Annotated in this window: 19 protein-coding genes and 1 pseudogene; 5 read left to right on the top strand and 15 right to left on the bottom strand. The window is 68.4% G+C overall.

Annotated elements, in window-relative coordinates:
- Positions 1 to 4 precede the first annotated feature (4 nt).
- From rpsM to infA, 3 genes are all read right to left on the bottom strand, one after another.
- Positions 5 to 376, bottom strand: a complete 372-nt coding sequence (gene rpsM / locus NS1_RS11765; protein ID WP_056818296.1) for a 30S ribosomal protein S13 — start codon at positions 374 to 376, stop codon at positions 5 to 7.
- A gap of 181 nt (positions 377 to 557) precedes the next feature.
- Positions 558 to 671 carry a 50S ribosomal protein L36 gene (gene rpmJ / locus NS1_RS11760; protein WP_056818299.1) on the bottom strand — a complete coding sequence of 38 codons (114 nt, stop codon included), beginning with the start codon at positions 669 to 671 and terminating at the stop codon, positions 558 to 560.
- Positions 672 to 816: 145 nt separating this feature from the next.
- Positions 817 to 1,038 carry a translation initiation factor IF-1 gene (gene infA, locus NS1_RS11755; RefSeq protein WP_003418601.1) on the bottom strand — a complete coding sequence of 74 codons (222 nt, stop codon included), beginning with the start codon at positions 1,036 to 1,038 and terminating at the stop codon, positions 817 to 819.
- A 2,281-nt stretch (positions 1,039 to 3,319) separates the two neighbouring features.
- On the opposite strand from infA, the pseudogene NS1_RS42620 reads away from it, so the two are divergent.
- Positions 3,320 to 4,427: pseudogene (locus NS1_RS42620) on the top strand (MinD/ParA family ATP-binding protein); the annotation flags it as partial.
- A gap of 28 nt (positions 4,428 to 4,455) precedes the next feature.
- On the opposite strand, the gene NS1_RS11745 reads toward NS1_RS42620, so the two are convergent.
- Positions 4,456 to 4,848, bottom strand: coding sequence for a DUF4254 domain-containing protein (locus NS1_RS11745; protein ID WP_084503665.1), 393 nt, complete (start codon positions 4,846 to 4,848; stop codon positions 4,456 to 4,458).
- 281 nt (positions 4,849 to 5,129) lie between these two features.
- On the opposite strand from NS1_RS11745, the gene NS1_RS11740 reads away from it, so the two are divergent.
- Complete coding sequence (locus NS1_RS11740) at positions 5,130 to 5,939, top strand: GntR family transcriptional regulator (protein WP_255284502.1); 810 nt, start codon at positions 5,130 to 5,132, stop codon at positions 5,937 to 5,939.
- The gene (locus NS1_RS11735) at positions 5,936 to 6,532 is read left to right on the top strand and encodes a GNAT family N-acetyltransferase (protein WP_157125182.1); all 597 of its coding nucleotides are present in this window, start codon (positions 5,936 to 5,938) and stop codon (positions 6,530 to 6,532) included. The genes NS1_RS11740 and NS1_RS11735 overlap by 4 nt, the downstream gene beginning before the upstream one ends.
- Before the next feature lie 5 nt (positions 6,533 to 6,537).
- On the opposite strand, the gene eccCa is transcribed toward NS1_RS11735, so the two are convergent.
- Genes eccCa through eccD form a run of 3 tightly spaced genes read right to left on the bottom strand, consistent with a single transcriptional unit; the run spans position 6,538 to position 13,483 of the window.
- The gene (gene eccCa, locus NS1_RS11730) at positions 6,538 to 10,605 is read right to left on the bottom strand and encodes a type VII secretion protein EccCa (protein WP_062984158.1); all 4,068 of its coding nucleotides are present in this window, start codon (positions 10,603 to 10,605) and stop codon (positions 6,538 to 6,540) included.
- 11 nt (positions 10,606 to 10,616) lie between these two features.
- Entirely contained in the window at positions 10,617 to 12,026 is a 1,410-nt protein-coding gene (gene mycP / locus NS1_RS11725) for a type VII secretion-associated serine protease mycosin (RefSeq protein ID WP_062984156.1), read from the bottom strand.
- Entirely contained in the window at positions 12,023 to 13,483 is a 1,461-nt protein-coding gene (eccD, locus tag NS1_RS11720) for a type VII secretion integral membrane protein EccD (protein ID WP_255284501.1), read from the bottom strand. Before eccD ends, mycP begins: the two co-directional genes overlap by 4 nt.
- A gap of 157 nt (positions 13,484 to 13,640) precedes the next feature.
- Between eccD and eccA the strand changes: the two genes are divergently transcribed.
- Positions 13,641 to 15,482 carry a type VII secretion AAA-ATPase EccA gene (gene eccA, locus NS1_RS11715; protein ID WP_062984151.1) on the top strand — a complete coding sequence of 614 codons (1,842 nt, stop codon included), beginning with the start codon at positions 13,641 to 13,643 and terminating at the stop codon, positions 15,480 to 15,482.
- A 16-nt stretch (positions 15,483 to 15,498) separates the two neighbouring features.
- On the opposite strand, the gene eccB is transcribed toward eccA, so the two are convergent.
- Complete coding sequence (eccB, locus tag NS1_RS11710; protein ID WP_062984150.1) at positions 15,499 to 17,007, bottom strand: type VII secretion protein EccB; 1,509 nt, start codon at positions 17,005 to 17,007, stop codon at positions 15,499 to 15,501.
- 106 nt (positions 17,008 to 17,113) lie between these two features.
- Here eccB and eccE point away from each other — a divergent pair, with 106 nt between their 5' ends.
- Positions 17,114 to 18,865, top strand: coding sequence for a type VII secretion protein EccE (gene eccE, locus NS1_RS11705; RefSeq protein WP_255284500.1), 1,752 nt, complete (start codon positions 17,114 to 17,116; stop codon positions 18,863 to 18,865).
- Positions 18,866 to 19,109: 244 nt separating this feature from the next.
- On the opposite strand, the gene NS1_RS11700 is transcribed toward eccE, so the two are convergent.
- Genes NS1_RS11700 through NS1_RS11670 form a run of 7 tightly spaced genes read right to left on the bottom strand, consistent with a single transcriptional unit; the run spans position 19,110 to position 23,576 of the window.
- Entirely contained in the window at positions 19,110 to 19,403 is a 294-nt protein-coding gene (locus NS1_RS11700) for a WXG100 family type VII secretion target (protein ID WP_062984148.1), read from the bottom strand.
- A 32-nt stretch (positions 19,404 to 19,435) separates the two neighbouring features.
- The gene (locus NS1_RS11695; RefSeq protein ID WP_062984147.1) at positions 19,436 to 19,765 is read right to left on the bottom strand and encodes a WXG100 family type VII secretion target; all 330 of its coding nucleotides are present in this window, start codon (positions 19,763 to 19,765) and stop codon (positions 19,436 to 19,438) included.
- 42 nt (positions 19,766 to 19,807) lie between these two features.
- Entirely contained in the window at positions 19,808 to 20,596 is a 789-nt protein-coding gene (locus NS1_RS11690; protein WP_062984145.1) for an ESX secretion-associated protein EspG, read from the bottom strand.
- The gene (locus NS1_RS11685; RefSeq protein WP_062984144.1) at positions 20,593 to 21,573 is read right to left on the bottom strand and encodes a PPE domain-containing protein; all 981 of its coding nucleotides are present in this window, start codon (positions 21,571 to 21,573) and stop codon (positions 20,593 to 20,595) included. The genes NS1_RS11690 and NS1_RS11685 overlap by 4 nt, the downstream gene beginning before the upstream one ends.
- Complete coding sequence (locus NS1_RS11680; protein WP_062984142.1) at positions 21,570 to 21,875, bottom strand: PE family protein; 306 nt, start codon at positions 21,873 to 21,875, stop codon at positions 21,570 to 21,572. The genes NS1_RS11685 and NS1_RS11680 overlap by 4 nt, the downstream gene beginning before the upstream one ends.
- Before the next feature lie 28 nt (positions 21,876 to 21,903).
- Positions 21,904 to 23,232, bottom strand: coding sequence for a hypothetical protein (locus NS1_RS11675; protein ID WP_063816126.1), 1,329 nt, complete (start codon positions 23,230 to 23,232; stop codon positions 21,904 to 21,906).
- Between the two features lie 32 nt (positions 23,233 to 23,264).
- Positions 23,265 to 23,576 (bottom strand): type VII secretion target, encoded by a 312-nt coding sequence (locus NS1_RS11670; protein WP_062984138.1) that lies wholly within the window; start codon positions 23,574 to 23,576, stop codon positions 23,265 to 23,267.
- Positions 23,577 to 23,619: the final 43 nt, after the last annotated feature.

The raw sequence follows: 23,619 nt of genomic DNA, 5'->3' as shown, positions 1-23,619 counted from the left end.
ATCCCTACTTCTTCTTGCCGGCGACGGTCTTCTTCGGACCCTTGCGCGTACGCGCGTTGGTCTTGGTGCGCTGACCACGAACGGGCAGGCCACGACGGTGGCGGATGCCCTGGTAGCAGCCGATCTCGATCTTGCGACGAATATCGGCCTGAACCTCGCGGCGCAGGTCACCTTCGACCTTGTAGTCCGTGCCCTCGATGAAGTCGCGGAGCTTCGACAGGTCGTCGTCACTGAGATCCTTGGAGCGCAGGTCCGGGCTGACGCCCGTCTCGGCCAGGATCTGGGCGGCGCGGGTGCGCCCGATTCCGAAAATGTAGGTCAGCGCGATCTCCATGCGCTTTTCGCGCGGGAGATCAACGCCCATCAGACGTGCCATGTGGCAGGTTCCTTAATGGTTGCGGAGGTCTGCTCCCCGTCCGTCCCCCCGTCTTCCACAGTGGTGGGGGCACCGGCCTCCGTGCCGGTGGATGGCGCGCACACGTACGTACGCGCTGGAACTGGGAGTGCTTCTTTCGGTCAGTCCGATCAGACGATCGGTGCCCGGTGGTGAGGCTGAATCAGCCCTGACGCTGCTTGTGGCGCAGGTTGTCGCAGATCACCATGACCCGACCGTGACGGCGGATCACCTTGCACTTCTCGCAGATCTTCTTGACGCTCGGATTAACCTTCACGTCAGTCCAATCTTCTATTGGTCCACACAGGTGGTGTGAACACAGTTTTTCCCCAGCCAGAAGACTGGGGAAGTCTGGTGTGCGTCCCGTTGCCGGGACACTGTGCGACGCCGCGCGCCGGTAGGGCTCGCGACGCCGTCAGGCATCACTTGTAGCGGTAGACAATCCGGCCGCGTGAGAGGTCGTACGGCGACAGCTCGACGACCACGCGGTCTTCCGGAAGGATACGAATGTAGTGCTGCCGCATCTTTCCGCTGATGTGCGCGAGAACCTTGTGACCGTTCTCGAGCTCGATCCGGAACATCGCATTGGGCAGCGGCTCGACAACTCGACCCTCGACCTCGATGGCCCCGTCTTTCTTCGCCATATCCTCCGCGATCCCGGTTACGCTCAACCTGAGTTTGGATTACCTCGTGCTGCTCACTCGCAAGGGCCGACAACGAACGGTCGGCATGCATGCGAACAGTCGGCGCATAGGTGCACCGCCGCTCAAGCTTACCGGGCCGGGCGGCCAGAGGCAAAAGTGCCCCGAACCGTACACCTCGACCGGGCCTCGCGCTGAGCTATCAACGGGCCGATCCGGAGCTACGAGGCGGCCACCACCGCGTTGGGGTTGTCGCGTAAACTCACCGACGTCGGAGAAGTGGGTCGATCAGATCGGGGGACCCTGGTGAGCGAGGCGTGCCGGTGAGCCGCAACAACGACAGCCTCCCCATGCTGCCGCCGTGGCTGTCGGAGAGCGACGTCACGCAGGTCGGGTACGAGGCTCCGGTCGAGAACCTGCCCCAGGACGACGAGATCGACGAGGCACCCAAACGCCGCCGCTTCATGAGCCGCGGTGAGGATGCTCCGCGTAAGGACAAGGGCAGGCGCCGCCGTAAGGACCGTGAGTCCGAGGAAGAAGCCCCCGCCCAGCAGCACTCCGCGCGCCCAGCCGAGCCTGTCGACCAGCGACGCCCGGCCGAGCCGACCCATCAGTCCAGCTGGTCCGCGCAGCCACCCGCGAACCCGCTGATCCCCGGCCCGTCGCACCAGCAGCCCACCTACGATCAGCCGCCACACCAGCAGTCCGGCTATCCCGGCGAGCAACAGCCGCCCCAGGGTCAGGCCCCGTTCCAGCAGCCGAACCCGTATCAGCAGGCGGGGCAGTACCAGCAGCCCGACCAGCAGGCTGTGCCCGAGCAGCCGGGCGTGGCCAGGCAGCCCGCCCCGGACCGCCTGACGGCGCCGACCAGCGCACCGCCGTCATCGATCGATCCAGCACCGCGGCTGGACGCCCATGGTCCGTCGTCCGCCCCTGGTCCGTCGGCAGCGGATCCGGCGCCGTGGGCCGCCGGCCAGGCGTCGACGCCCAGCCCGGCCCCGTGGCAGACGGGTCAGCCGACGGCGGATCCCGCGCCGTCCTCCGCCGCCGCGCCCCCGCTGATCCCGCCCGCGCCATCGCCCACCAGCGGGCATGCTCACGCAGGCCCGGCAACAGCCGCACCGACCACCGAGGCAGCGGATCACGCCGCGAACGCACTCCCGACGCGTACGCCGGCGCCACCGTCGACCGGCTTCACCCCGCTGGGGCCGAACCAGCGGCCTGATCTCCCACCGCCCCCTCCCCTGCCCGACCCGCCCGCACGGCCGACCCAGGCCCCACCACGCCTGACCGTCCCGCCGACCGCCGCCGAATCGCGGCCGGTCACCGCTGACCGCGAAGTCGCGCAGGCAGGCCCCACCACCTCCGCACCGGCGACGCCTGGTGAAGAAGGCGGGCAACCCACCACCCAGTCGACCTCCGCGCGCAGCGAGGCCGAGCAGGCCACACCGCCTCGCCCGGCCACAGAAGTGCCCGAATCATCGACGGCGACGACACCGGCTTCCCCCGCGGAGTCGGCTGAATCGCAGACGACCGGTGCGCGTCACACGGCCGGATGGTCGATGCCCGACGAGCAAGCACCCGCGAACACCACTGTCGCCGCCGACAGCGCCGCGCAACCGAGCGTGGTCGAACCACAGCCGGAAACCGCACCGCGGCAACACGCAGCGCAGACACCGCCGACCTCGACGCCCGAAGCCTCCTCGGAAGCCGAGCATTCGGATGTCCGGTCCCCGTACCCCGCAGGCGAATCCGCGCCACAGCACGGGTCGCCTTACAGCTCCGGCGAGTCCGTGGCTCCGCAACGGCCGACGGGAACCGAGCAGCGGTCGCCCTATGCGACGGGCGAGAACGCGCGGCCCACGACTTATCCTCCGACGCAATACAACTCCGTGCCCGGCGATCCCACGCCTGCCGTGCCGACGCATGCGCCGGATGGGCGGACCGAGGTCATCCGGTCCGATGATCCCCGGCTGCAGAATCGTGTGCCGAGTGCCGAGCACGGGCAGCCGAACCGGCAGAGTGGTGCGCAAACCGGTTATCGCTCGGGTGAATTCGTGCAAGCGGCCGACGCCGCGTCGCCGTATCCCCGTCCCGACGGCACCCCGGCCCAGCACCAGCAGCCCGATGGTCTGCCCACCTACGGACCCGACGGCGTCGCCCAGCGACCCGACGGTGCGACACCGCAGTATCGACCCGAAACGGCTCCCGCACAGCAGTATCAACAGCCGAATCAGGGCGCGCAGCAACAGTTCCCGGCACCGCCGTACCAGCCCGATGGCACTCCCGCGCCGTACCAGCAGCCCAACCAGTCCAACGGCCCCCAGTACCAGCCCGACGGCACCCCGGCGCAGCAGTACCAGCAGCCCAACGCGGCCCCGCAGCAGTACCAGCAGCCGGGCAACTACCAGCAAGGCCAGCAACCGCCTTATGGCCAACCAGGTTGGGGCGCGCAGCCACAGGGCTACCAGCCCTCCCTCGACGACGTCCCGGTCAAGCGCGCGAAGAAGGCACCTGGCAGCGGTTGGCGCAAGGCCGTGCACCACGTGTCCGGCGGTGCGATCAACCCCGGTATGTCCGCGGAGGAACTGCGTCTGCAGGAACTCGTTGCGCGCATTCGCCAACCTGTGCGCGGCGACTACCGCATCGCGGTGCTCTCACTGAAGGGTGGCGTCGGCAAGACGACGACCACCACCGGCCTCGGCTCGATCTTCGCCTCGATCCGCGGCGATCGAGTCATCGCCGTCGACGCCAACCCCGACTTCGGCACCCTGTCACAGCGCGTGGCCATCCAGACCCGCTCGACCGTGCGCGACCTGCTGCTCGACCCGGCGATCCAGCGCTACTCCGACGTCCGCAGGCACACCTCCCAGGGCTCGAGCCGCCTGGAAGTCCTTGCCAGCGAGCGTGATCCGGCCGCGTCGGAAGCGTTCAACGACGAGGAATACCGGGCCGTAGCCCGCATCCTGCAGCGCTTCTACAACATCATCCTCACCGACTGCGGCACCGGCTTGATGCACTCGGCGATGAGCGGGGTCCTCGACCTCGCCAACTCGCTCGTGCTGATCTCCTCGGCCGCCATCGACGGCGCCCGCAGCGCCGCCGCGACCCTGGACTGGCTGTCGCTGCACGGCCACGACCACCTGGTCCGCAACGCCGTCGTCGTCATCAACCTGCCGCGTGAGGGCTCACCCAACGTCGGCGTCCAGCAGCTACGCCAGTACTTCCTCTCCCGCTGCCGCGCCGTCCACATCATCCCCTTCGACGAGCACCTCTCCGAGGGCGCCGAAATCGACCTGCACCGACTGCACAAGACCACCAAGCGCGCCTATGTCGAACTGGCGGCGACGGTGGCCGACGAGTTCAGCGTGCACCACCACCGCCTCGGCTGACGCGCACGACGAACCCCGCACCGTCAGGTCACCACTCCGGCAACCGCCTGCGCCCGGCCAGCACGTCGCGCACCAGATCGTCGTAGGCATCCGCCAGTTCGGCCAGGTGGTGCCATGCGCTGTGCAGCATCTCGTCGTTGGCGGCCAGCGTCATGAGGGCATGATGGGCTCGCACGGAAGCCTCGGCCATGCGGTCGATGACCGAACCGACGGTCTCGGTGTGCAGCGACGCGCCGAGGCGATGCTGCGGTACTCCTCGCAACACCCAGTCGTCGATCGCCAGCACCAGTTCGCTACGGCGACAATCTATTTCGCGGAGAACCACCGGATCGGTGTCGACCCGTCCACCGCGCCCGACGACACGTTTCTCGTGCAGCACGGCCAGGTCACGCGCGAACCACAACAGCGGTCCACCGACCACCCGATGTCCGCGACACGCCCGAACGAGAATGTCGGAGAGGGGTAACAGACCGGTAGCTGCCGGGAGCCCGGCGGTATCGACACTCCGCACTGTGTCGGGGAAAGCCATTACAACTGTTGAACTCTCCGAACCAGCCACGTTGCCTCGCCGTCATCGCCGCAGAGCACCGGATCAGGACGTTCATTACAATAAACCTCACAAGCTCTCTGTCAAGCATTACTCGGCCGTAGGTAACCGATACGAGTACACTTCGTTACCTGCACGACCTACCGAGGAGCATGATGGCGGACGGTCCGACCTATCTCCGGATCGCGAACCTCCTCCGTGAGGAGATCCGCGCGGGCACATGGAAACCGGGCGACCGGCTACCCAGCCACTCCGAGCTCGCCGATCAGATGCAGGTCTCGATCACCACCTCACGCAATGCGATTCAGGTGCTGGTCGCTGAAAATCTCGTCTACACAGCGACTTCCCGCGGCACCATCGTGCGAAACCAGGAAGTACTGGAATCGGTGGTCACCGACCATATCCGTCGCGACCGGCCCCAGTCCTCGCACGACATCTTCGAGGAGATCGCGCGCGCGGCCAACCGCGAACCGTCCAAGCAGTTCAGCACCAGGATGGAACCCGCGGACACCGAAGTCGCGCGCTGGCTGGGCGTTGCCGCCGACTCCTGGGTACTGGCCCGCACCGTGGTGCAGTACCTCGACAACGAACCGTGGTCGTGGGAGGTGAGCTTCTACCCCCGCGACCTCGCCGAAGCCGCGGGCATCGACTCCCCCCACGACATCCCCGAGGGCACCACCCGCCGCCTGGCGGACCGCGGCTACGGCGAGACCGCCCATCGTGACACCGTGCTGGCCCGCGCCGCCACCGCTGAGGAAGCGTCGGTCCTCGGCGTCGCCACCGGCACCGTCCTGCTCGACCACCTGCGCATCGGCGCCAACCACGAACGCGTCACCCGCGCCACCCGGCACCGCTCCCTGGCAGGCCGCAACCAGCTGGCCTACCAGCTCGGCGACACCGCGGGCACCGATATCATCGCCCGCACCCTCGGCATCGCACCCCGGTTGGCCGTCGCGCTGCCATGACGGTGCGCCTGCGCCCGGCCACCCTGGGCGACCTGCCGCTGATCTGCCGCCTGCGCGTGCAGCGCACGTCGTGGCTGACCGCACGCGGGTCGGATCAGTGGACGGTGGCCGGACGCGGGCGGCCGATCGAGATCTTCGCCGGGGCGGTCGGGCGGGCGCTGGATCGGGGTGAGACGTGGATCGCGGAGGTGGACGGCGAGTCCGCGGGGACGATCACCGTCAATCAACGGGCCGATCCGGGTTTGTGGTCGGCGTGTGAGCTGGCCGAGTCGGTGATCGTGCATTTCATGATCGTCGATCTGCGGTTCGCGGGTTTGCGGGTCGGTGATCACCTGCTCGCGCAGGCCGCCACGCTGGCCGATGAGGCGCAGCGGCCGTGGGTTCGTCTCGACGCCTGGACCACCAATACCGGGCTCCACGACTACTACCGCCGTGCGGGTTTCGTGCTGACGCGAGTCGCGGGTCCGGTCGCGACCGGGCCGTCGAGGGCCCTGTTCGAACGGCAGACCGCGACCTGGCCGTCCCGGTTGCCGCCGAGGTTCACCACCGTAGGAGCGCAGCGGGGGTTCTCGACGGCCGCACTGCGGGACTGACCCGCCTACAGCGGTGGCAGGTCGGCGATCTGCACGAGCTCGACTCCCTGGCTGCGCGAGACCAACGTGCCGCGCCCCGGCGGCATCTTGCTCGGGCGGACGTCGCCGATCAGCTTTCCCTCGTCCCGTGAACCGCTCATGATCAGCGTCTGCACCGACAGGTTCTTCATCGCACCGAGCACCGGGTCGTACAGTGCACGCGATGCGCCACCGATACGTCGCGTGACGACCAGGTGCAGGCCGATATCGCGCGCCTGCGGTAGGTATTCGAGCAACGGGGCGAACGGGTTGACCGATCCGGTGACCACCATGTCGTAATCGTCCACGACGACATAGATCTCCGGGCCCGACCACCAGCTGCGTTCGCGCAGTTGCTGCTGGGTGATGTCGGAACCCGGGATTCGCTTGGCCAGGTAGGCCGCGACCTCGGCGATCATCGGCCCACAGGTCTGCGACGACGTCGAGTACCCGGCCAGCTGGTCGCCCTCGAGCACGCCGAGCATGGTGCGCCGATAGTCGATCAGGATCACCCGCGCCTCGGAGGCGTCGGACTGTTCGGCGATGCTCATCACGATATTGCGCAGCAGCGTGGTCTTGCCGCATTCCACGTCCGCGAAGGCCATGAAGTGTGGTTCGAGACCGAAATCCAGGATCAGCGGCTGCAATTCGGATTCGCCGAGACCGACGACGACCTTGCTGCGGTTGAGCGTGACGCCCTGTTCCCTGGCGGTGCCGACGACCTCGTCGCGCGGGAAACTCAGCGGCAGCATCCGCACCTGCGGGGCACGTCGGCCCGGATACAGCGCGATGAGTTCCTCGCGTGCCCTGGTGACACCGTCGGCGACCGTGGCGGGGTCGGAGTCGGAATCCAGGCGGGGCAGCGCGATCAACATGTGCAACTGCTCGCGGGTGAGACCACGGCCCGGCCTGCCGACCGGAACCTGGTGCGCGGTACGACGATTCATCTCCGAGTCGCCAGGGTCACCGAGGCGCAGCTCCAGCCTGGTACCGACCTGGTCCTTGACCACCGGCCGGATCTCGGCCCAGCGCGAGGCGCCGATCATCAGGTGCACGCCGAAGGAAAGACCCTGGGTGGCAATGGCATTGATCAGCGGTTCGAGGATGTCGAATTCCTCGCGGATGGCGCCCCAGCCATCGATCACCAGGAACACGTCACCGAACTGGTCGGCGGCGAGCAGATCGCCCGGCGCCGCGGTGGTCCCGTTGATCTGCCGCGCCTCGAGCGCGGAGAACTTGCGGCGGCGGAACTCGGCCATCGATTCGATGCCGAGCTCGGCGAACCGCTCCTCGCGCTGGCGCATCAGGGTGGTGAGCTCGGCGATGGTGCGCCGCACCCGGTCGCCGTCGAGACGACCGGCGACCGAACCGACGTGGGGTATGCCGACCAGACCGGCCATGCTGCCACCACCGAAGTCGAGGCAGTAGAACTGCACCTGCTCGGGAGTATGCGTGGCGGCGGCGGCCAGGATGATCGTGCGCAGCGTGGTCGACTTGCCCGACTGCGGGCCGCCGACCACCGCGACATTGCCCTGCGAGCCCGCGAGATTGATGGTGAGCACATCACGGCGCTGCTCGTAGGGCTTGTCGATGACACCGATCGGCATCCACAGCTGACCGTGCCGGTTCACCGGCGAACGCCAGTCCGGGTCGGGCAGCAGCATGTCGGTGGTCGGCGATTCCTCCAGCGGCGGCAGCCACACCTCGTGCGCGGGCCTGCCGTGCCCGGTGAGCCGCTTGACCACCACGTCGAGCAGCGAATCCGGGATGCCCTCCTCGGCGCTCTGTCCGGCGGGTGGGGGCGGTGGCGGCAGTTCCGGCCGACCACGCAGGATCGGGTCGGTTTCCTCGTGTTCCGGCTCGATCTCGACGGCCTCGACGGGGGCCGCGGTGAACACCACGGGTCGTTGTCCGCCGACCGGCGCGCCGTCGTCGTCGATGACCGTGCCGACCGGGGCCACATAGGAACCCGAGACGTAGCTGGCATTGAACCGAAGTGGTTCGGACGCATCGCTCTTCAGGTAGCCCGCGCCGGGCACGCTCGGCAGGTGGTAGGCATCGGTGATGCCGAGTACGGCGCGTGATTCGTTGGCCGAGAAGGTGCGTAGACCGATCCGGTAGGACAGATGCGATTCCAGGCCGCGCAGCTTGTTCTCCTCCAGGCGCTGCGAGGCCAGCAGCAGATGGACGTGCAGCGAGCGACCGAGGCGGCCGATCATCACGAACAGCTCCGCGAAATCCGGCTTCTGCGAAAGCAATTCGGAGAACTCGTCGACCACGACGAACAGCGCGGGCAGTGGATCGAGCGGAACGCCTGCCGCCCTGGCCTTCTCGTAGTCGGTGACATTGGCGTAGTTGCCCGACGAGCGCAGCAACTCCTGGCGGCGGTTCATCTCACCGGCGAGCGCGTCCTTCATGCGGTCGACCAGCGAGAGCTCGTCCTCGAGGTTGGTGATCACGGCCGCGACGTGCGGCAGCGAGTCGAGACCGAGGAAGGTCGCACCACCCTTGAAGTCGACGAGCACCAGGTTGAGCGCGTCCGGAGAGTGGGTGGTGACCAGCGAAAGTACCAGCGTACGAAGGAATTCCGACTTGCCGGAGCCGGTGGCGCCGATGCAGAGGCCGTGCGGACCCATGCCGTTCTCGGCTGACTCCTTGATGTCGATCTCGACGGGCGTGCCGTCCGGGGTGATGCCGATCGGCACGCGCAGTCGCTCCCGCGCGGTTCGCGGGCGCCACACCCGAGCAGGGTCGATCTGGGCGGCATCGGGAATACGCAACAGGGCCATCAGGCCGGGGTCACTGGTCGTACCCTCCCCCAGGCTGACGATCTGCGCGGCCGTCGCGAGCCGGTAGCGGGCCAGCGAGCGGGCGAAAGCCGCTGCCTCGGCATGACTGACCTCGTCGGCCGTGGCGAACCGCTCCACCCCGGCGGCACTGCGCGCCGACACCACACCGTCGGCGACGACCAGTTGCAGGCCGCGACGTGCCGCGAGTCCGTTCTCGGGTGCGGTCAGATCCAGCACGGTCACCGAGTCGAGGCCGGATTCGCTGATGGTGCGCTCGTTGCCGCTGATGTAGCCGTCATCGATCACCACCACCAGGTGCAGCCTGCCCTGGGTGGGCTGCGGATTGCGCATGAACCGGCCGCGTTCCATCAGCTCGGTCTGCAAGGCCGACTCGAGCTCACCGAGCGAGGTGTACATCATCCGCGCCGAGCCGAGCCCGTCCCGCACCGACGGATGCTGCACGTGCGGAAGCCATTTCGCCCAGGCCCACTGCGCGTCCGGATCGGCGCAGACAACGGCGACCACGAGATTGTCCGGCCCGTGGAAGGTGGTCAGTTCCATCAGCATGGCCCGCACCAGCTCGCGGCCCTCGTCGAGGTCACCGCCGATATTGATGGCGGGAAAGGCCCGCAGCGAGACCGCGGTCGGTAGCTCGTGCACCACCGAATGCGTGCGAACGAAACGGCGCAGCGCCACCGTCGAGACCGGCTCCAGGTCTTCGAGCGGACCGGTTTCGGGCCTGGCCAGCTTGGTGGCAAGGCGGTGGCTGCCGACGCCGACTCGGACATGTCCGAAGTCGGGGTCGTTGGGGCGGCGCTCCCACATCCGCCTGCTGCCGATCAGTGAGGGCAGATCGGCGGGTTCGGGATGACTCCAGCCCAGGGTCTCGAGCTGTTTGGTGCCGGTGGTGCGCACATCCTTGCGCACCTGGTCCAGATACCGGAAGTAGTCCTTGCGTTCCTCGTTGAGCTCGACGGCGCGCTTGGGGCCGCCGCCGCGCATGCCCGCCATCATGCCGACCATCGACATGAGCATCATCATCGGAAACATCATCATCATCGGATTGGCCAGCAGATTGCGGCCCATGGTGGCCATCATCGCGATCATGCCGACCACCGCGATCACCATGATGACGGGCATCAGCTTCATCATCAGCGGCGACGGAATGGCGCGCTGGATCTCCGGCGGCGGGGTGAGCGAGACTTCACCACCCGGTGCGCGCGGCGGCGCGATCCGGGGGCGACGGACGAAACCTTCGGTTGCCATCGATCCCTCTACTACTCGAATTCCTGATTGAGATCTACGCCGCGCCGACGGAACGGGAACCCGAACGCGGCACCGATTCCCAAGGCGGCCAACAGGATCAGCGATCCGGCGATCGCGACCTGTCGTGGTCGCGAATCCGGTTCCGGCGCCGCGTACGGTTCGGCGATCGGATGGCCGACATCGGCGCCCTTGCTCGGCGGTTCGGCGGACAGCGGCGCGGTGAGCGCCGCGGTCGGGTCGATCAGACCGGCGCCGATGGCGTCGTCACGTCCGCGCCCCGGCGCGTGCGCGGTGCGGGTGATCCGATCGATCACCTGCTGCGCGGACAGTTCCGGATAGCGTGACCTGATCAGCGCGGCCAACCCGGCGACATACGGTGCGGCGAAACTGGTTCCGTCGATCGGCTGCACGCCCTCCATCGTCTGCACGCCGTCGACCAGCCCGGTACCGCCGGGCCTGCTGTCCAGCGACACGATATTGCGGCCGATCGCGGCGGCCCCGACCCACGGTCCGCGCAGCGACAGCGTCGAAGGCTGGCCGTCGGCGTCGACCGAACCGACCGACAGCACGTAGGGGGCGAACCAGGCCGGGGACGGGACCGTGGTCACCGAACTCCAGCCGGACCCCTCGTTCTGGTTCTGGCACGGGCCGCCCTGCTCCACATTGCCCGCTGCCGCGACGACCACCACATTGCGCTCGTAGGCGTACTTCACGGCGGCGCCGAGCGCGCCGTCGGCGGTATTGGAACCGGCTGCGGTGCACGCCACTTCGGAGATGTTGATCACGGTGGCGCCCATGTCCACCGCGCGCACGACCGCGCCGGCGAGGGTGAGCACACTGCCGTAGCCGTCGCTGCGCAGCGCACCGTCCTCCTTGACCGAACCGGCGCGGTCCTTGCGGTCGTAGGCGAGGCTGAGCTGGCGGATGGCCAGGATCTCCGCATCCGGGGCGACACCGACGAACGCGTCGTCGGGTGCGGGCCGGGCGGCGATGATGCCCGCCACCAATGTGCCGTGGCCGTCGCAGTCGACGGTGCCGTCGGAATCGCTCACGTAGTCACCGCCCGCCTGCAGCGCGGGCAGGCGCGGATGCCGGTTGACGCCGGTGTCGATCACGGCCACCTTCTGCCCGGCCCCACGGCTGAACTGCCAGGCCGAGGGCAGATCGAGAACTTGCTGCGACATCGGCGGTTCGAGCGGCGCGCTGCCACGCAACACCGGTTCGGCACACAGTTCGCGCTGTTCGGTCGCCTCGAGTGGAGCCGGTCTACCGCTCAACGCCAGCGCGGCGTCGAGCGCGCCCGGATCGATCCGCGGCGGGGCGATGGCGCCCGCGGGCATCGGGAACCCGGCGACCGTGCCGAGCACGGTCGCCACACAGGCGAGCCGCAGCACCGAACGACGCATGGCTGCGGCGGTCATATGTTGCGAGCGGTCGAGTACACATCCATGACCCACAGCGCGAGCGGGATCATCGTGATGATCAACAGGTACTCGAAGATCTCGATCATCCGCCTCGTCACCGGCGTCACTTCGACATGTGGTCCGATGACGCCGAACCCCACGACACCACCCGCGGTCACCAACAACAGTGCCACCGCGACGAATTCGAGCGAATCATGACCGAGGCCGAGCCCGGTCAGCAACGCGAGCAGGGTGAGCGCGCCCGCGGTGATCAACGTGGCGGCCTGCACCAGATCGGCGTAGGAGCGCCCCCGCAGACACAGCACGATCGCCGCGACCGCCGCGAGGGCGACACCGCCGGAATGGAACGAACCGAACGGATCGGCCGCGCCGACGGCGCCGATCAGCGCGCCGAGCGCGCACGCCACGACGAGACCGGTCTGGATCTGATTCGCGACCCTCGCGCGTTCACCGAGCCCGGCCGCCGAGGGCAGCGCGATCGCACCGACCGCACCGACGCCCTCGATGGTCGGACGCTGTTCGTGATCGGCGGGGTCGATCGCCCCACCCGCGGTAGGCACCGGCGGAATCGGCAGCCTGGCCGCCACCGCGGCCAGGCGTGGCACCGACGACAGCAGCATCACCGCCGCCACGAGTACCCCGGCGAACAGCTTGGCCAGCCCCGGATGCCAGATCAGGTAGATCACACCGACCACCGCGCCGAACACGCTGAGGGTGATCGCGGTGGCGAACAATCCGGCTCCGATTCCGGTCACCCGATACCCGATCACCGCGGCGACCAAGAGCACCACGCTACCGAGCAACAGGCTGCCCGCACCGAGTGGCCCCGGCACCACCAGCGCACCACCGCCGAGCAACAGCAGCAGCGCGTCCAGCGAAAGCCAGTTCGCGGTAATCGAATCCGTGAATTTTCGCGCGGCGATCCCGGCCGCGGCGGACGCGGCGATCCCGGTGCCCAGCAGCGCCAACGCGGGGGCGAGCGGATCGGAGTCGGCGCGCGAGACGACCAGCAGCGCGAGCGCGGCGATGATCGAGACGGTCGCCAGCACGAGCCCGGTCCAGCGGGCCGCGGATCCGGACCAACCGCGGAATTCGCCTGCGGTGAGCCGGGATACGGCGTCGATGACGTCGTCGAACAGCGCGGGCGACTCCTTGCGGGTCACCGGGCTCAGTACCAGCAGCTCACCGTCGTATACCTCGGCCTCGGTGAGCGTACGACTGGGCGCGAGAGGGTCCTGACCGAGTCGCGCCAGCGTCCAGTGCTGGGCACGGACCGGGGCGGAGTCCTCGTCGCCATCCGGCAGGCGTGGATCCCGCGAACGGATCAGCGCCACCAGATCACCGATGAATCCGGCGATCGGTACCGTGGCGGGTAGACCTATGTCGAGCTGCGTATCACCCCCGATCACTGAAACTCGGCATAGTTCGGGCTCATTGCCTAACAACGTCGACACCAGTGATGAACTCTCAGTCGTAGCTGACTACTTCCGTTGCGACCACACGGCAGCGTTACCTAATCTAACGGACAGGGCAAACCGGCGCGATCGAAGTCCTGCCGCCGGATTGAACACCAGCTGTCCATCAAAGGAAGATTTCGGGGTCCGACAACACATGCCAGACATTCGCCAGGCTCAGCGCGCCTTCGACGCGGGCGTCCTCTCGCTCGGTCTGTCCATCGACGGCCAGGAGTCCGCGCGTGACGAGGAGTACGCGAAGCTGGCTTTCCAGCGCGCGACGGAATGGGATTCGTCGATGTGTGACGCGTGGCTCGGCCGCGCGGCGGCCGGCGAGGTGACCAAGGAGGTGCTGTTCAATCTGCATCGCACCAGCCTTGATTCGCTCGGCCGCGAGCAGCGCAGGATCGGCCTCGCACCGCGCGCCATGGCGGGCCGCTTCCTGCCCGGCCTCTACATCGACTACCCGCTGGCCGGGCTCACCGAGATCTGGCTGGCTTGGGCATCGCAGCTGATCGCCGGTACCGACTACGACCAGGCCGAGCAGGTGCTCGACGAGCTGGCGAAGCTGCGCGCGGGCCGCGCCGACGACCCCGACAAGCAGATCGATGATCGGATCAGCGCCTACATCCGCGGCATCCTGCACTACAACACGCAGCGCTGGTCGGATGTGATGACTGTGCTGGCAGGCTCGGAAAGCTGGAAAGACCCCTATCTCGCCACCGGCGCGAACGTCATGGTCGGCACCGCCTGCGCGCAGCTGGGATTGTTCGGTGAGGCGATCCGGCGGATGGAACAGGCTGAGGCGGGCCCGATTCCGTCGGCCAAGTTCACCGCCATGTACAACCGCGGCCTGTGCCTGCGGGAATCCGGCAACGAGGCCGAGGCCCAGAAGCTGTTCGAGCAGGTCTATTCGCAGCTGCCCGATTTCGCCGCCAATACGACGGCGATGCGCGACCGCACCTTCCGGATCGTGGTCACCAGCCGCGAGGTGATCGACGCGCGCACCGACAAGTGGGATGCCGACTCGGCGCCGACGCTGGCCTCGATGAACGAGGCCGCCGCCGAGGACCGCGCGAAGACCGTGCTCGCCGAAGCACGCGCACAGCTCGACAAGCAGGTCGGACTCGCCTCGGTGAAGAACCAGGTGGCCAAGCTGCAGTCCTCGGCACAGCTGGCCAAGATCCGCGCGGGCAAGGGCCTGTCGAGTCAATCCAGGGGCCAGCACCTAGCTTTCACGGGTCCGCCCGGTACCGGTAAGACCACCATCGCGCGGGTGGTCGCCAAGATCTATTGCGGTGTCGGATTGCTGAAGACCGACAAGGTGGTCGAAGCCAAACGTGTCGACTTCGTGAGCCAGAACCTCGGCGGCACGGCGATCAAGTCCGAGAAGCTGATCGACAGCGCGATGGACGGCGTGCTGTTCATCGATGAGGCCTACACCCTGATCCAGACCGGTCTTTCCGGCGGTGACGCGTTCGGTCGCGAAGCGGTGGACACCTTGCTGGCGCGAATGGAGAACGATCGCGATCGGCTCGTGGTGATCATCGCCGGGTACGACGGCGAGATCGACCGGCTGCTCGCCGCCAACGACGGCTTGGCCTCCCGCTTCGCCAAGCGCCTGCAGTTCCCGTCCTATACCGCCTCCGAGCTCGGACAGATCGGCGAAATCGTGGCGAACAGCCGGGATTCGCAACTGTCCCCGGAGTCGCTGGCCACCCTGATCGAGACCTGCGACTACCTCTACAACCTGGAGAGCACCGATCAGAGCGGGCAACCGCGTCGCGGTGTCGACCTCGCCGGTAACGGCCGCTTCATCCGCAATGTGATCGAGTCGGCGGAGGAGGAACGCGAGTTCCGGTTGGCCAATACCGATGGGCTGGACCTGGCCGAGGTCGACGACGATGTGCTGATGCGCATCGAGGAGCCGGACATGCGTACCGCGCTCGCCGGGATCGTCGCCACTCTCAACATCGGGCAGATCCCGACGCTGAGCTGAACACCGAGAATATCGGCTATTTGCTGGCCGAGGGCAGCGAATCGTAGCTGGTCAGTGCATCTTTCGCGGACAGGGTCGGGCCGGGGACGAGCTGTCCGATGATCGACCATGGCGCGAGCTTCGGCTTGGCGCCGAGGCCGAGCACCGCGGCGGTCGCGGCATCCGGGATGCCGTAGCGAATGCCGTTGTCGGCCACATAGAACAGCGATTCGCGCCGCAAGCTACCCGGCTCGACCCCGGTGACCTGTACGTATTCGCCGGTGCTCGGCGCCAGGTATACCGCGTCCATTCGGTTGCCCGAGCCGTCCGCGGTCGCGAGCGTCACCGGCTTGGCCGCGGCGGCCAGCGGCAGTTTCGTTCCGGCGAGCAATGTCACCGTGGCGCGTTCGGTCGGCCCGTCCACCGATTTGCCCTGCGCGGTGGCCTCGCCGGGGTCCTTCGCCCAGTTCACGCAGGCCACGGGGGCATCCTCGGCGGACAGGATGCGCGGCTTGTGTTCGGGAAAGGCGTCGATCGGCAGGGTGTGCAGTATCGGCATCCGGTCGAGCACATCCGGTGCCAGCTCGGCGATCTCGCGCATGCCGCGCGAATCGGCGTTGCGCAGCAGGTCGGCGGTGAACTGCGAGACGCGCTGCACGCCGTCGGCCAGCACCACGTACATCGTCTCCTGCCCCGCGGCCTCGACGCCTGCCACCGCGATGATGCCGCCGATCGGCACATTCGACAGTTTGCCGGGGCCTGGTTCGCCCGCGCGGTCGATAGCGGGCACGGCCAGCGGTGGGGCCTGGGTGGTCGCGCCGAGCACCGCACTGCCGATCGGGCGGACCTGCTGACCGGTCAACCCGAGGGTGCGGGCGAGCACCGAGTTGTTCGGGTCGACCTCGGCCCGTGCCCCCTGGTACACGAGGAAGGTCTTGCCGTCGTGGCGCATCAGCATGGCGTCGTCGGCGCCGACAGCGCCGATCCGGTCGCCGGTCTCCGGCTTGCCCACGATCGCCGTGGTGAGGCCGCCGCCCGCACCGGACGCGCTACCCGTGGCCGAGAGCTGCGTGGTCTCGCACAGCGTCCAATTCGAGCTCGACCCCTGCTTGGAACCCGGCATGGCCGCGGGGGCGCCGGGAATGCCGAGCAGTGGACCGCGCGGCAGCGAACCGAGCTTGTCGTCCTTCACCGATTTCGGTGCCTGCGCGTCGCCGGCGATGAGCCGGGCGGAGGCCAGGTTGAGCACCGGGTGGAGGGTCTTCTCGCCCTCCTTGGCCTCGACGACCACATACATGGCGCCGCTCTGCTTCCCGGTGACGATCAGCGCGTCACCGATCGCGCCCTGCGGTTTGAGGAAGCCGAGGATGGCCGCGCCTGCCACGATGATCAGTCCGAGGACCGCGCCGACCATCAGCGACCGGCTCTGCGACTTCATCGGATCGTGCAACATGCGCACGTCACGACGGACCAGAGCATGGTCGAGCCTGCGTAGCAGAAAGCGATAACCATTGACCTGGGCTTTGGTTGTCAGCTGTGCCGGCACAGGGACTCCATTGCTGAGTTGATCACCATCTCGTCGGACACGGTACCGTAAATCCGGAACTTGTCCTTCACCATGATTCGACGTATGCCAAGCAGGGACAACGATTTTGAACAACAGTATGAACGCCGGGGAAACCGGCAGCGCTCATGTCTACGACACCCTGCGTGACCCGGAATTCTGGCTGTTCCGGATGTACCCGCTGCGTGCGTGTGTGCCGACCGCGATACTCGCGGCGATCGTGGCCTGGATCGTGCTGGCGACGACGGATTCGGTCTACGGTGCGATCGGTGGCGCCGCTGCCGTGCTCTTGATCGGGCTGGTGCCGATCCGGCGACGGCCCCCGGCGGTGCGGATCGGTGACTGGCTGGCGCGCCGCCTTCGCGGCCGCGCCGACACCCTCGATCGGGCACCCGCGTTCGACGTGCCGCTGCCGGAGGGCGGCGGCTGTGGGGTGCGCTGGGACGGCGATCTGCTGCTCACCATGCTGCGGATCGATCCGCCGCCGGACGCCCTCACCCTGCTGCGCCGCGGCTCGCTCAGTGCCGACCAGCTGCTGCCGCTCACCGAAGTGGCGCGCTGCCTCGAGCAATTCGATGTGGGGCTGGTGAGCATCGATGTGATCTCCACCGGCGCGCGCACCGCGGGCACCGGCGCGGCCGCGCACCTGTACAACCGGATTCTCGGCCCGCTGCCCGCCATCGCGCACCGCACCTGCTGGCTCGTGCTGCGACTGGACCCCGTGGCCAACGCGACAGCGGTGGACAAGCGGGGCGGCGGCGCGACCGGTGCGTTGCGCACCATGATCATCGCCACCCGCCGGGTCGCGAATCGGCTGGCCGCCCATGGCATCGACGCCGCGGTGCTCACCGCGACCGAGATGAACAGCGCGGTGCGCGAACTGGCCTACGGCTTCGATCCGCTGCGGTTGACCGAGTCGGCGCACGGTCTCGAGTCCGAGTTCGGCCGACACCTGACCCACTACCAGCTCACCGCGCCGATGATCGGTACCAACGGACTGGCCGAGATCTGGTCGCTGCCGACACTGTCGACCACCGTCACCCTGCGGCTGCACCCTGGTGCGCGCCGGACCGGCCGTGTGGACGACAAGGCGGGAACCGTCGTGCTCAACGCCGTCGTCCGCTTCGATTCGACCGAGCCCTACGACAAGGCGCCGATCGCCGGGCTGCGCGAGCTCCCCGGCAGCCAGCGCCGAATCCTGCTCGACACCTTGCCCATCGGCGCCGCCGATGACCTCGGTGGCCGTGACGGCTACCGAGGCACCCTCACCGCGCTCACCGACATCGCCGTGCCGACCACCGGCTGCGGCCAGCTGATCGGCGCCGACGAAAGCGGCCAGGGCATCGCGGTGCCACTGATCGGCGCGGGCACTCGCCATGTCGACGTGATCGGCAATCTGGACCTGGCACAGCAGGTGGTCTTGCGGGCCACCGCACTCGGCGCCCATGCCGTCGTCCACACCTCGCGCCCGCAGGCGTGGCAGTCGATGGTCGCCAATCTGGCCACGCCCCAACTGCTCTCGATCGCCCCCCGCGCCGCGGGCGCGACCCCGCAGGCCCCGCCCGGCCCGCCGCCCGTCCCCGCGGCCCCGTACCCGACCACGACGGTCCTGGTGTTCGACGGCATCGCGCCGACCACCCACCTCGGCGGCGCGACCGTCATGGAAGTCCGTACCGCCGAACGTGATCCGGATACGCTGCCGCCCGACGTGACCCTCGTCCAGGACCCCTACGCCCCGAACCGGATCACGGTCCGCACCAGCACCGGCAGCGCCACGGTCTCGATGGTGACCACACCGGACGAAATGCACTACATCGGCGAATCACTGGCCTCCCGCTGAATCCGAGCGAGGCAAAGCCCCCCACCGAGGCAAAGCCCCGGAGCGTTGGCACCAGCCGAACCACCTGAGCCGACCCCGCACGGGCCGACCTCGAGGAGGCTCACGCCCGCGCAGCGGGCGTAGCGGCCCGGCCGCCCGAAAAACGGGGCGGGACAATGTGCCGAAGGCACGAGTCCCGCCCCGTTTTTCGGGTGGCCCATCAGGGGCCGCGCTCGAGCGCGCCAGCGCTCCAAGACTTCAGCTCCTAGAAATCAGCGAAACCGTCGCCGACTTTGCCGTCGGCCTCGAGCGCGCGGTTGAGCGCGGCCTCGACCTGACCGGCCAGCTTGTCGAGCTTGTCGAGCGTGTCGGTCAGCTCGGTGGTGACGTTCTTGTGCGCGGTGTCGAAGGTCGAGATCGCCTGGTCACCCTGCAGGTTGTTCCGGAAATCCGAAGCGGCGCCCTCGAGTTCGTCGATCTCGCCCTTCATCTTCCCGCCGTAGGTCTGCAGGTCGCTGAACAGCTCGTTCATCGCCGCGGGATCATAAAGAATGGTCATAGCTGTAGTTCCTGTTCGTGTCGCAGTCGCGGTCAGAGGTTGGTGAGGCTGCCGCCACCGCCGGTGGAACCACCACCGGACAGGCCTTGGCCGTCCATGTTCACCAGGGTGGACTTACCGGTGCTGACCGCTTCGGTGAGCCGGTCGAACTTCTTGTTCAGCGCGTCGGACTCGTCGTGCCAGGCCTGAGCGACCTTCACGAACTCGTCGGAGGCGTCACCCTTCCAGCCGCGGAGGACGGCCTGGGCCGCGTCATCGATCTGGCCGACCGACGTGCGGAGGTTGCCGATGCTGCTTTCGAGCTTGGAGACGACGCCGTCTACGCCGCCGGCTTCTACACCTACTGGTCCCTGAGGGGGCATATGCCGAACCTTTCCTACTTGATGGTTGAAACGAGAGATGGCTTAATCTGGCCGCCACCCCCCACCGGGAAGCCCCTCGAGGAGCGCACCGATTGCCTGCGTGAGGCGGTGATCGGTGCCCGGCGTGATGGTCGACCACACCTGCCCGTCGGGCGCCGTCATCGGCGCTACGACGATCCGGCCGCGCGCGGTGTCGTACACCGCGACCGCGCCAGGGGCTCGGGTGGTCAGCCCGTCTTGGTGGACCACGGCGACGATCTCGGTGTAGCCACGGCAGGTGCCGAAGGCCGCGCCGAGCACGGTCGCCTGGTGCGCGTCGATACCGAGCGCATACATCGCGTCCACGTACTGGGAAGTTGTTTCGGCTGCGTCGAGGCGCGCCGCGAGATCGTCGGCCGCGACGCTCACCGCGGCTACCTCGGCGGGCGCGCAGGTCGGCAGCGCGGCGAGCAGCAAGCGGGCGAGTTCACGGTCGGATCCATCGATGGCGTCGGTGGCGATCTCGAAGGTCTGGCCGGTGCGTACCGCGCTGGCGTGACCGGAACCGCGGCGGGCCAAGCAGATCCGGCGGCCCTCGTCGCCGTAGCCGCGGGCGACGAGTTCGGCGTCGGGTTGGGCCAGGGTGTACAGCGCGCCTGCCAGATCGGGGTCGACATCGCCGTAGGTGTCGAAGATGCCGGTGGCGGTGAGGTCGGCGACCGCGGCGTCGCGGGCCGCGCGCCAAGCGTCGAAGGAGTCCTGTTGCGGGCCGACGGCAAGCACCAGTGGCAAAGTCTGCACACCGAGCCGGTCGGCGACGGCGAGCAACGCGTCGTTGGTGAGCGTGGTCATGGTCGGCCCTCCGCGGTGGCGGTGCCGCCGGTCTGCGGGGCGGCGCGTTCGGCCACGCCGAGCACCGCGGGGGCGGCCTGGATCTCGCCTTCGGCGACCAGCTGGTCGGACTCCTCGTAGGCCAGGCCCGCGCGCGGGAAGCGGGCGGCGGAGTCCTGGCCGCCACCTTGCGCCATCGCACCGGGGACAAGCGGCGCGGACTGCCCGGCGGGGGTAGTGGTGACCGGTGTCGACTGCGTCGTGGCACCCACCGCCGCCGTGGACTGCACGAAAGTAGGTGCACGGTAAGCGGTTTGGACGGGCGCCGGCATGGACGGCAACATGCCGAGGCCGATCGCGCCGATTCCGGGCATCGCCCCGGCACTCGGCGTCGGTGTCGCGCTCTGGCCCGACTTCTCGCCGGTCAGTGCGGCTTCCGGGGCTATCGGCGGTGGCGGCGCGTGCAACCACGGCGTCGCCAGCGGTTCGGTGGCCGCCTCGTAGCTGCGCATCACCCGGGAGGCAACGGCTTTGGCTACGTCGGCGTCGGCATCGGTCTGCGCCGCGATCGCCTTGATCGGCGCGCCGAGAACGGTGCCGACCTGTTCCAGTGCCTGCTGCATCGCGGTGATGGCGGCGATATCGGCGGTATTGGGCATGGCGATGGCCGCCACCTCGTAGGCGAGGACCTGGGCCTGCATCCTGGCCGCGTTGACGGTCGCGGCCGCCGCGGTCTCGAGCAACCACTCGCGCAGCGTCGAGATCCGCTCCCACACGAGCTCGCTGCTCCCGGACTTCCAGGAACCACGCAAGCTCTGCAGCACCTGCTCGTAGTCGAGCACGGCCGCGCCGAAGGCCGCGGCGAGCCGCGTCCAGGCGGCGGCCGCGTCGGCCATCGGCATCGGTCCGGCACCGGTGGTGAGGTCGGTGGCGAGCTTGTCCGGCTCGCGCGCCTCCCACACCACTCCGGTGAAGCCGGGCTGCGGTGGTTCGATCATTGTCCGTTGAAGCCGCTGGTGTTGTCGGTCTCCATCTGGTCGAACTCGCTGACCTGCGCACGCAGGGTGGCGGCCAGCTTGTTCATCTCGTGCGCACCTGCCTCGGCGCCGGTCAGGTAGTCGTCGGCGACGCCGTTGGCTGTGTTCGCGGCGCGCACCGATACCTCCTCGGTACCGGCCGGGGCGACGTGCAGCGCCGGGGCGACGGCGGTCAGCTCGGTGGTGAGCCGGTCGGCGATGCCGTCCAGCGCTGCCGCGGCTTTACTCGCCGCGGCCGAATCGAATTCGAAGGTGTTACTCATCTGCCACTCCTGTCATGGTCGTGCCGCGTCACAGTGAGAGTTCTTTGTCCGGCGGCGCGTCGGTGACCACCGGTTCGGCGGCGCCGACGACCGGGGTCGCCACCCCCGCGATCTGGCCGACGACTTCGTCGCCGTGATTTCCGGTGACCAGTTGTGAGTGCACGGCCTCGTTGCCGCCACCCTCCACCGCGCGCGCCATCGGCATGCCCGCACCGGCGCCACCCATCGGCATCATTCCCGGCGACGAACCGCTCGCCGATGCCGTGGTCATATTCGCCCCGCCGGACGTGGTGCCGCCCGCGCCGCCGACCGCACCGGTGGCGCCGACGGTGGACAGACCACCACCGCGACCGCCCTGCCACGGGCTCAGCGGTGACGATGCCGCGCCCGCGCCGCCGATCGCACCGACCCCACCGATCGCGCCGCCTCCGCCACCCGCGGCGGCCGGCTCCGCAGCGGATTCCTCGCCCGTCGCGGAGATCTCGGTACCTGTTGTCGTCGAGTCGCCAGTGGTGCTGGTCGACAGCGAACTCACTTGCTCGGCAAGGGAACCGAGCGAGGAGACCGCAGTGCTCGCGGTACTGATCAACGGCGTGATCAGGCTCATCAACTGGCTCAGCGACTCGCTGCCCGCGTCGACACCGGACGGTGCGTTGGTCACCTGGACCTTCTCACCCGCCTGCGTCATCTCGCCGCTGCGCGCCACCATCTCGGCCTTGGTCTCGGCCGTGATCGCCAGGCCCTCGGTCATCGCCTCCATGGTCGCCGCGATCAGCACCGCCTGACCGCCCGGCGTCATCATGTAGAGCGGAGCGAGCGCCAGGGTGGCCGAGTAGCGGGCGATCACGGCGGACAGCTTGGCGCCACCGACGGCGACATTGCCCGCCGCCTGGGCGAGCACGCCCTTCTCCTGGGTGCTCTGCGTGGCGAGCTTGGCGCCGTCGGCCTGCGCCGCGGTCGCCTTCGTCGTCGCCTCCGTCGCCGCGGCGCTCTGCCACAGCTGCATCACCGTCTGCAGCGCGGTCGAGCCGAGCGACATCACCGTCTCCAGCACCGAGGTGATATTCGTCAGTGCCTCAGCGGGATTGCTCGACGTGCCGGCGCCAGAGGTCGCGCCGGTGCCACCGAGCGCACCGGTGCCGAACGCGGAGGCCAACTCGGTGAGCGGCTGCATCAGCGCCGTCAGGTCGATCGTCGGCAGCGCGGGCATTTCCGGCAGCTGGATGAATTCGGGAAGTTGCGGCAACTGCGGCAACCCCATCGAGCCGAGCACCTGACTCACCGGCTGGTCGAGCATCGGCGCCAACGAACTGCCACGCAGCAGCTCGAGCACAGTCGGATCGACCGACGCTGCCACGCCGGCCGAATCTCCCCCGGGATAAGTCATTGCTACTGATCGACCGCCGAGAGACCCAGCTTGGACGCTCCGTCGGCGCCCTCATAGGTAGCGGCTGCCTGGGTAGCGGTCAACGCGGTGCCCGCGTGTACCGCGGCCAGCTGGGCCACCGAGGTGAGATGGTTGGCCTGCGCGTACGCGAACGACATCAGGAATTCCTGGCCGATCAGACCGAACACGGGCACCGCGGCGGCCATGGTGGCGACCTGGTCGACGGCGCCTGCCTGGGCGACCCCCGCCGCCATCGTGGCCGAGGCACCCGCGTAGGCACGAACTGCGTCTGGAACTACCGCAACATGATTCATGGCTATCGTCCAATCTCGAAACAGCCCATGGCGTTTCGTTACT

Origin of the sequence: Nocardia salmonicida NBRC 13393, from assembly GCF_001613085.1 — a bacterium.
Classification (GTDB): Bacteria; Actinomycetota; Actinomycetes; order Mycobacteriales; family Mycobacteriaceae; genus Nocardia; species Nocardia salmonicida.
This window is presented reverse-complemented; position numbering and strand designations above follow the sequence as displayed.

Bases quoted from the DNA above. Each gene is read 5' to 3' on its own strand.
- rpsM (WP_056818296.1), bottom strand. From the start codon at position 376: ATGGCACGTCTGATGGGCGTTGATCTCCCGCGCGAAAAGCGCATGGAG.
- infA (WP_003418601.1), bottom strand. From the start codon at position 1,038: ATGGCGAAGAAAGACGGGGCCATCGAGGTCGAGGGTCGAGTTGTCGAG.
- NS1_RS11680 (WP_062984142.1), bottom strand. From the start codon at position 21,875: ATGAGTAACACCTTCGAATTCGATTCGGCCGCGGCGAGTAAAGCCGCG.
- NS1_RS11685 (WP_062984144.1), bottom strand. From the start codon at position 21,573: ATGATCGAACCACCGCAGCCCGGCTTCACCGGAGTGGTGTGGGAGGCG.
- NS1_RS11740 (WP_255284502.1), top strand. From the start codon at position 5,130: ATGGCGGACGGTCCGACCTATCTCCGGATCGCGAACCTCCTCCGTGAG.
- NS1_RS11670 (WP_062984138.1), bottom strand. From the start codon at position 23,576: ATGAATCATGTTGCGGTAGTTCCAGACGCAGTTCGTGCCTACGCGGGT.
- NS1_RS11735 (WP_157125182.1), top strand. From the start codon at position 5,936: ATGACGGTGCGCCTGCGCCCGGCCACCCTGGGCGACCTGCCGCTGATC.
- eccCa (WP_062984158.1), bottom strand. From the start codon at position 10,605: ATGGCAACCGAAGGTTTCGTCCGTCGCCCCCGGATCGCGCCGCCGCGC.
- NS1_RS11700 (WP_062984148.1), bottom strand. From the start codon at position 19,403: ATGACCATTCTTTATGATCCCGCGGCGATGAACGAGCTGTTCAGCGAC.
- eccA (WP_062984151.1), top strand. From the start codon at position 13,641: ATGCCAGACATTCGCCAGGCTCAGCGCGCCTTCGACGCGGGCGTCCTC.
- mycP (WP_062984156.1), bottom strand. From the start codon at position 12,026: ATGACCGCCGCAGCCATGCGTCGTTCGGTGCTGCGGCTCGCCTGTGTG.
- NS1_RS11690 (WP_062984145.1), bottom strand. From the start codon at position 20,596: ATGACCACGCTCACCAACGACGCGTTGCTCGCCGTCGCCGACCGGCTC.
- NS1_RS11695 (WP_062984147.1), bottom strand. From the start codon at position 19,765: ATGCCCCCTCAGGGACCAGTAGGTGTAGAAGCCGGCGGCGTAGACGGC.